Source organism: Microvirga terrestris, from assembly GCF_015694425.1.
Lineage (GTDB): Bacteria > Pseudomonadota > Alphaproteobacteria > Rhizobiales > Beijerinckiaceae > Microvirga > Microvirga terrestris.
Genome location: NZ_JADQDN010000002.1, coordinates 599895 through 606538 on the forward strand (window position 1 = coordinate 599895; position 6644 = coordinate 606538).

The following is a 6644-nucleotide window of genomic DNA, read 5'->3' on the forward strand; positions in this document are numbered from 1 at the left end:
CAAGCTTTGGGCTTGAAGAGATCATGCGCAACGACGCAAGCGCCTTTCAGGCCGACATCTCCGGTGTGGAGACGTCAATGCCTGAAACGGCGGACGAGTTTGCGCAGCATGTGATCGAGACGATCTGCCATGCCAGTGTGACGCCCGCCATCGGCCGTCGCACGTTCGAGCGCTGCATGCGCGCTTTAAGCTTCGGCTCTACGGCCCGCGTGGGTTTTCGCCATCCGGCGAAGGCCGAAGCCGTCGATAGGGTCTGGCACGAGCGTGAGCGCCTGTTCGCGGAATACACCGCAAGCCCGGACAAGCTGCAGTATCTCGCGACGCTGCCTTGGATCGGCCCCGTAACGAAGCACTCTCTGGCCCGCCGCCTCGGCATCTATGCCGCGCATGGAGAGCGGTCCGTTGCCTGAGACGAAACAACAAGAAGAGGTATCAACCCATGGCTAAGGTTCGCGCAAGCGACGTCGGCTTCTGCGTTGTCGACGGCAACGCCAATGTCATTGCAGACAATCTCGTTCACCGCATCCGCGAAGCCGCCGCGGAGATGGAAAGCCAAGTCAACCGGCTCTACCGGGGACGCAAGGCTTACGATCTCGAGGTCGGCACCAAAGACGATCTCGAGAAGGCCATCGAGCAACTCACCTACATGGCGCGTACCCTACGCGAGGTGAAGAACGAGCAGTCGAGGGTGGTCTATCTGCAAGCGGCCGAGTAACGATTCATTCTAAGAATAGCGGTGATCCCCATCACCGCTATTTTTTGTATCCGCCGACGCTCCCAGCTGATCGGCGTCACGCTTTGACAGCGTGGATGAACAACACGAGAGGCGCATGCTGGTACCACCGGTTCAGCCATGCGTGCTCGCGCGCCAAGTCCGCGCTCGGCCGCGGCTCTTCCATCTTCACAATCCGAAACCCCGCTGCGCTGACAGCATTGATGTAGTCGGAGAGCGTCTGCGGGAAGCGCGGCACTTCGAAGGGTTCGTCATAGGCAACGAGCTTGGCCGTCTGAGGACGCCTGCCGAACCGCCAGCGTTCGACGAAAGGCGTTTTGTCGAAATAGCGGCCAACACGCAGGCCCAGATAAGAACCCTCCTCGTTTGCTTGCCACTGGAGAGCTGGAGTGACGAAACAGGGGTGGAGAATGCTGAAGTATACGCTCCCGCCAGGCTTCAGAACCCGGCAGGCCTCACGCATGGCAGACGGAAAGTCGGGACCGTCCATGAGCGCCATGGTGGACACGGCGCAGTCGAACTGCTCGTCTGCAAAAGGCGAGAGCGCGCTGAAGGAGCCAAGCTCATAATTAATACCGAGAGGCTCTTCGGCCTCCTTCTCGCGGGCCCGTTTGATCATCTCACGAGAGAGATCGATCCCGGTCATGAGCCCACCCCGCTGCGCGAAGCGGCGTGTGTTTGAGCCTTCGCCGCAGCCCAGATCGATGACCTGCTGTCCCGCAACAGGCGGCATGAAATCCAGAAAGGCTGGAAGCGTATAAAACTCGCGGTAGAAGTCGAACCCGGCCCGTACCTCCTCCGTCCAGAGAGCGGCATTGCGATCCCACGCGGCCGCGACAGCCGCGTCGTTCAAGGTCTCATCGGTCATGGCAAGGCTCCGGAGGTTCAGCTTGGCTGCCCTTGTTCTAACTCATTCGTATCCCTCCTCAATGGGTTGGACGATCAACTCGCCTCTTGTGTTTCACGTGGAACAAATATAGAACATTAGGTGATGCCCACCTTGGGGCAGGAATGTGCAACCGACCTGAAAACGTGCGGCATCTGCGAATGCCGCAGCTGTTCAGGAGCGATGAAGTGGAGAGGCCATTATGGCTGGATCTGTGAACAAGGTGATCTTGGTTGGCAATCTGGGGCGGGACCCGGAGGTTCGCCGGCTGGGCAGCGGGGATCCGGTGGTGAACCTGCGCATTGCGACCTCCGAGACCTGGAAGGACAAGGCCTCGGGCGAGCGCAAGGAGAAGACCGAGTGGCACTCGGTGGTGATCTTCAACGAGAACCTGGCCCGGGTGGCCGAGCAGTATCTGAAGAAGGGCTCGAAGGTGTACATCGAGGGCCAGTTGCAGACGCGCAAGTGGACCGACCAGCAGGGGGTGGAGAAGTACTCGACCGAGGTGGTGCTGCAGCGCTTCCGCGGGGAGCTGACGATCCTGGACAGCCGCGGTGGTGGCGGGTCCGACTTCGGCGACGAGGAGCCGGGCCAGATCGCAAGAGGCGGCGACTTCGGACGATCCTCGCCGATGGAGCGCAGGCCCGAGCCGGCAGGCGCCTCCCGCCACAGCGACTTTGACGACGACATCCCGTTCTGATCACCGCAGAACTGAGACTTTTCGAAATCCGGGCTCCACGCCCGGATTTTTCATGCCGATGTAGCCCTAAACCTCGGCGGAGGCCTTCCTCGCCTCATGGCGAGCGCGCTGCGCCCGCTCCACCTCGCGCAGCCTGCGCGCCCTCTCCCGCAGTTCCTCGCGGCCTGACCACCACCACCCACGGCTCGTGCGAAGCTCAGGATCCTCGTCTGTACGGGATGGCCTCGTGTGGTAGACCTCCTGTAGGGTCGGCATACGCCATCGGGCCCAGACGTAGCGGGGCGGATCACTCCGCACATGCGGATAGAGATCAGCCATTCCAGGGTCCTCAATGGGATCGCTCTCGATGTCCTCGAACACCACGACGCCCCACCGCTCAGTGGACACTGGGAAGCCCATCGGCGGCAGGTCGTCCCCCGGCACAGGAAAGCGCCTGCGGCGGCGCTCGGTCTGGAGCCGGTTTGTTTCCTCAGAGACGTGAGCCCTTTGCTCCTCGCGCCGCTTCTGGCGGGCAGCCGGCTCATTGCGTCGAGCCGCCTCTTCGATGTCGGGCCAGCGCGCCTTAAGTTCCTCATAGGATCGGAACGGCACCCGCCAGATCCGCTCCTCGGGGTCCCAATAGGCCCATGGAATAGACCGAAGCGCCTCCACGACCGTGCGGGAATAGGGCGTACGAACCCTCAGGTCGTCCGCGACGGTCAGATAGGGGCTTTCCAGAGGCTCGAAGGCAAAAGCATCACGCCCCTTCTCGTCGGCATGCCGATCCAGATTCTGCAGTTCATTTGCCATCCACGTGTTGAGCCGCTGGACAGCCGTCGTGCCTGGAACGAACCAGCGCTCGTCGGCTCCACGCCACCGGGCCCGCGTGAACGCTTCACGAAAGCGCCGCACCAGATCGCGGTCGTAAGGAAAGACCGCATAGGCACCCGGCTTTTCGTCATCGTCAGACGGAATGATCCGGAAGGCGGAAGCAATCTCCATGGAGGATCGGCTTTTCAGATCATGATGAATCTCAACCCTGAAGTCACAACAGCCTTACGGAGGATTGGATCCCATCCTCTTCTCAAAGCCGACCCCGAGATCCGGGTAGAGAATAGGCCACATCTGAGATTCAGTTTTTAGGAAACAATCTGATGTATTGTCCTGACAACTCTCCTGAGATTTTATGAAATGATACACTATTTAAATTACCGCGTTGCTTGGCACCCCGCCATTTCCTCTTCGGCAGGATCCTTTTGTTAGGGTCTGGATGGCAATGACCAAACCTGTCGTCGAAGCTCCTTCCCATCGCTGGGCGGCTGCTGATCGTCCGGCGGCTCTGCACAGCCTTGCTGTTGTGAAAGCGGAGCCTGAGAAGGCTTTCGACGACATCGCGAAGATTGCAGTTCACATCTGTGGAACACGGATCGCCCTGATCACCCTCGCGGATGAGCAGCGGCAGTGGATCAAGGCTGCTGTTGGGGTCGATCTCCGGGAGGCCTCCCTGGACATGGCCTTCTGCGCCCAAGGCATCCTTCAAAGCGAGCTTTTCATCGTGCCGGATGCCCTTGAGGATCCGCGCTTTACCGGCAATCCCTTCGTGCAAGCCGAACCCAGGCTTCGCTTCTATGCCGGAGCCGTCATCAGGACAGATGACGGCCTTCCTCTCGGAACTGTCTGCGTTCTCGATGCCGCGCCCAGACCCGAAGGTCTGACGCAGGCGCAATCCGAGACTCTCCTGGCTCTCGCCGCCTCCGTGATGAACCTGATCAAGCTCAGACAGGCCGAGCAGGCCGTTGCGCAGGAACCACGATCATTCGCAGCCCTCGCTGACGCGCTGCCACACATGATCTGGTGGGCCCACAGCGACGGATATGATGAATATACCAGCAAGCACTGGTATGAGTTCACAGGTGCACCAGCTGGCACCTCGACAAGTCTGGGCTGGATCGAGATGCTCCACCCCGATGACCGCGAGCGAACCTGGGCTCGGTGGCAGCACTCCGCCCGCACTGGTGAGCCCTATGAGGCCACCTGCCGCCTGCGTCACCACTCGGGTGAGTATCGGTGGATCCTAGCACGGGCGCTGCCCTCGTACGACTCACAGGGAAAGATCGAGCGATGGTTCGGCACCTACACGGATATTCATGATTGGAAATCGACTGAACGGGTCGCAGCAGAGCGGCAGGAGCAGTATAAGGCCCTGCTAGAGGCGAGCGCCGTTGTGCTGTGGCTTGCCGCCCCCGATGGAACGCTGACGCATCTCGAAGGCACCCTTGAGATCGGCGGCCTCGTCGGCGATGCGTATGCGGGTCAGGGATGGCTCGACTTCGTTCACCGCGACGATCTGGCCAGGGTCAAGGCAGCTTGGCTGTGGGCCGTATCCTCAGGAACCCCATACCAGAATGAATTCCGGATCAAGCTTGCTGACGGCGAATACCGCTGGATGCTCGCGAATGCGGTTGCCCTCCGGAATCCAGACGGGACCATCCGGGAATGGGTCGGCAGCGTTGCGGACATTCACGACCGCAAGCAGGTCGAGGAGAAATTGCGGGAGAGCGAGGAGCGGCTGCGGCTTGCCCTCCATGCAGGGCGCATGTTCGCCTGGGAACAGGACCTTCGGACGGACTACATCACCCGCTCCCAGAACGCCGTGTCCCTTCTCGGGGTCGGGTCTGGTCCCCTGACGGAGTTTCTCGACAAGGTGCATCCCGAAGACCGGGCTCTGCGCCAGCACTTCGCCCAGGTGGTGAAGACCCAGGGATCCTACACGTCCGAGTTCCGGTACATCCTCCCGAGCGGAAAGATGCTCTGGTTCGGCTCTCGTGCCGAGCTTGCCTCGCCCGATCGGGTGATCGGCGTTACGTTCGACATTACGGACCGCAAAGCAGCGGAGGAAGCGATCTGGCGGACAGCCAATCACGACTCCCTCACCGGGCTACCGAACAGAGGGCTGTTCCACCACTGCCTTGAACAGGCTCTGTCAAACGCCAAGATCGGCAGGACATGCGTCAGCCTTCTCCTGATCGACCTGGACGATTTCAAGGACGTCAACGACACTCTCGGCCACGATGCCGGGGATGCCCTGCTCCAAGAGGCAGCCCGCCGCCTTGCCGGCATCGTACGCCCTTCCGACATCGTCGCGAGATTGGGAGGGGACGAGTTCGCCGTGCTTCTGGCGTGGCCGACAATGCTGGACGAGGCCGCACAATGTGCTGAGCGCATCCTAGGGGCATTGCGCGAGCCGTTCACCTATAAGCGGCGCACCGTTTCCAGCCGGGCCAGCATTGGCGTCGCGGCCTTTCCGGAGCACGACTCCGATCCCGCAGGCTTGATGAAGAGTGCCGACATTGCCCTCTACCGCGCCAAGGCGCAGGGCCGGAACCGGGTTCTGACCTACTCGCCCGCCATGCGGCGCGAGATCGAAAAGCGTGTCTCTCTGGGGACTGAACTGCGCGAGGGTTTGGCCCGAAACCAGATTACTCCGTACTACCAACCCAAGATCTGTCTTGCGACCGGACGGATTGTCGGGTTCGAGGCATTGGCGCGCTGGGAGCACCCGATGAAGGGTGTTCTCGGTCCGGCTATCTTCGGAGCTGCCTTTGAGGATGCGGATCTCGCTCCGGCGATCCGGCGACAGCTCATTGGAAAGGTCGCAGCCGACATGCGCCTCTGGCGTGAAGACAATCTGCCCTTCGGCCGCGTTGCTGTGAACTTCTCGTCAGCCGATTTCAGCCAGCCGCGGCTGGTGGAGGAAGTCCTCGAAGTTCTCCAGAGAGCACACGTCCAACCGGAGGCTTTCGAAGTCGAGATCACCGAGACTGTCCTGCTGGGCAGAAGCTCGGACTGCATATCGGCTATACTCAAGCAGTTCCGCCAAAGCGGCATCAGCATTGCCTTGGACGACTTCGGGACCGGCTACGCGTCTCTCATGCACCTCAAGCACTTCCCGGTCGATCACGTGAAGATCGACCGGACGTTCATTGAGGATCTCGCTCAGAATTCGGACGATGAGGCGATCGTCGCAGCCATCACGGGCCTCGGTCGAAGTCTAAATATGAAGATCACCGCCGAAGGTGTTGAAACGCATGATCAAGCGCAACGCCTTTCACGTCTTGGCTGCGACTACGCTCAGGGTTATTTGTACTCTGAGGCTTTGCCTGGGTTGGCGGTCCCTGGACTGTTTAGGCGCTTTCGTCTGCGCTGAGGTGGGCGGTGTTTTGGCCAAGCAAAAACCCTCGAAGGCTGGGCCATTCGAGGGTTTTGGGTTGATGAGGTTTGGTTGCGGGGACAGGATTTGAACCTGTGACCTTCAGGTTATGAGCCTGACGAGCTACCGGGCTGCT

The 6644-nt window shown here is 60.8% G+C and carries 6 protein-coding genes; 4 read left to right on the forward strand and 2 right to left on the reverse strand.

The annotated features are described in order from the left end of the window. Positions 1–23: 23 nt before the first annotated feature. Together I2H36_RS06995 and I2H36_RS07000 are read left to right on the forward strand one after the other, a co-directional pair. A complete protein-coding gene (locus I2H36_RS06995) occupies positions 24–410 on the forward strand; it encodes a hypothetical protein (RefSeq protein ID WP_196263132.1) in 387 nt (128 codons plus the stop codon). 29 nt (positions 411–439) lie between these two features. Further along, complete coding sequence (locus I2H36_RS07000) at positions 440–715, forward strand: hypothetical protein (RefSeq protein ID WP_196263133.1); 276 nt, start codon at positions 440–442, stop codon at positions 713–715. Between the two features lie 76 nt (positions 716–791). Here the strand turns inward: I2H36_RS07000 and I2H36_RS07005 are convergent, their stop codons facing one another. Further along, entirely contained in the window at positions 792–1601 is an 810-nt protein-coding gene (locus I2H36_RS07005) for a class I SAM-dependent methyltransferase (RefSeq protein ID WP_196263134.1), read from the reverse strand. A gap of 220 nt (positions 1602–1821) precedes the next feature. Here I2H36_RS07005 and ssb point away from each other — a divergent pair, with 220 nt between their 5' ends. After that, complete coding sequence (gene ssb, locus I2H36_RS07010; RefSeq protein ID WP_196263135.1) at positions 1822–2319, forward strand: single-stranded DNA-binding protein; 498 nt, start codon at positions 1822–1824, stop codon at positions 2317–2319. A gap of 66 nt (positions 2320–2385) precedes the next feature. Here ssb and I2H36_RS07015 read toward each other — a convergent pair whose 3' ends face one another. After that, on the reverse strand, positions 2386–3300 hold the full coding sequence (locus I2H36_RS07015; protein WP_196263136.1) for a hypothetical protein: 915 nt from the start codon (positions 3298–3300) through the stop codon (positions 2386–2388). Between the two features lie 274 nt (positions 3301–3574). Here I2H36_RS07015 and I2H36_RS20305 point away from each other — a divergent pair, with 274 nt between their 5' ends. Further along, positions 3575–6505, forward strand: coding sequence for a bifunctional diguanylate cyclase/phosphodiesterase (locus I2H36_RS20305; protein ID WP_196263137.1), 2931 nt, complete (start codon positions 3575–3577; stop codon positions 6503–6505). Positions 6506–6644 lie beyond the last annotated feature (139 nt).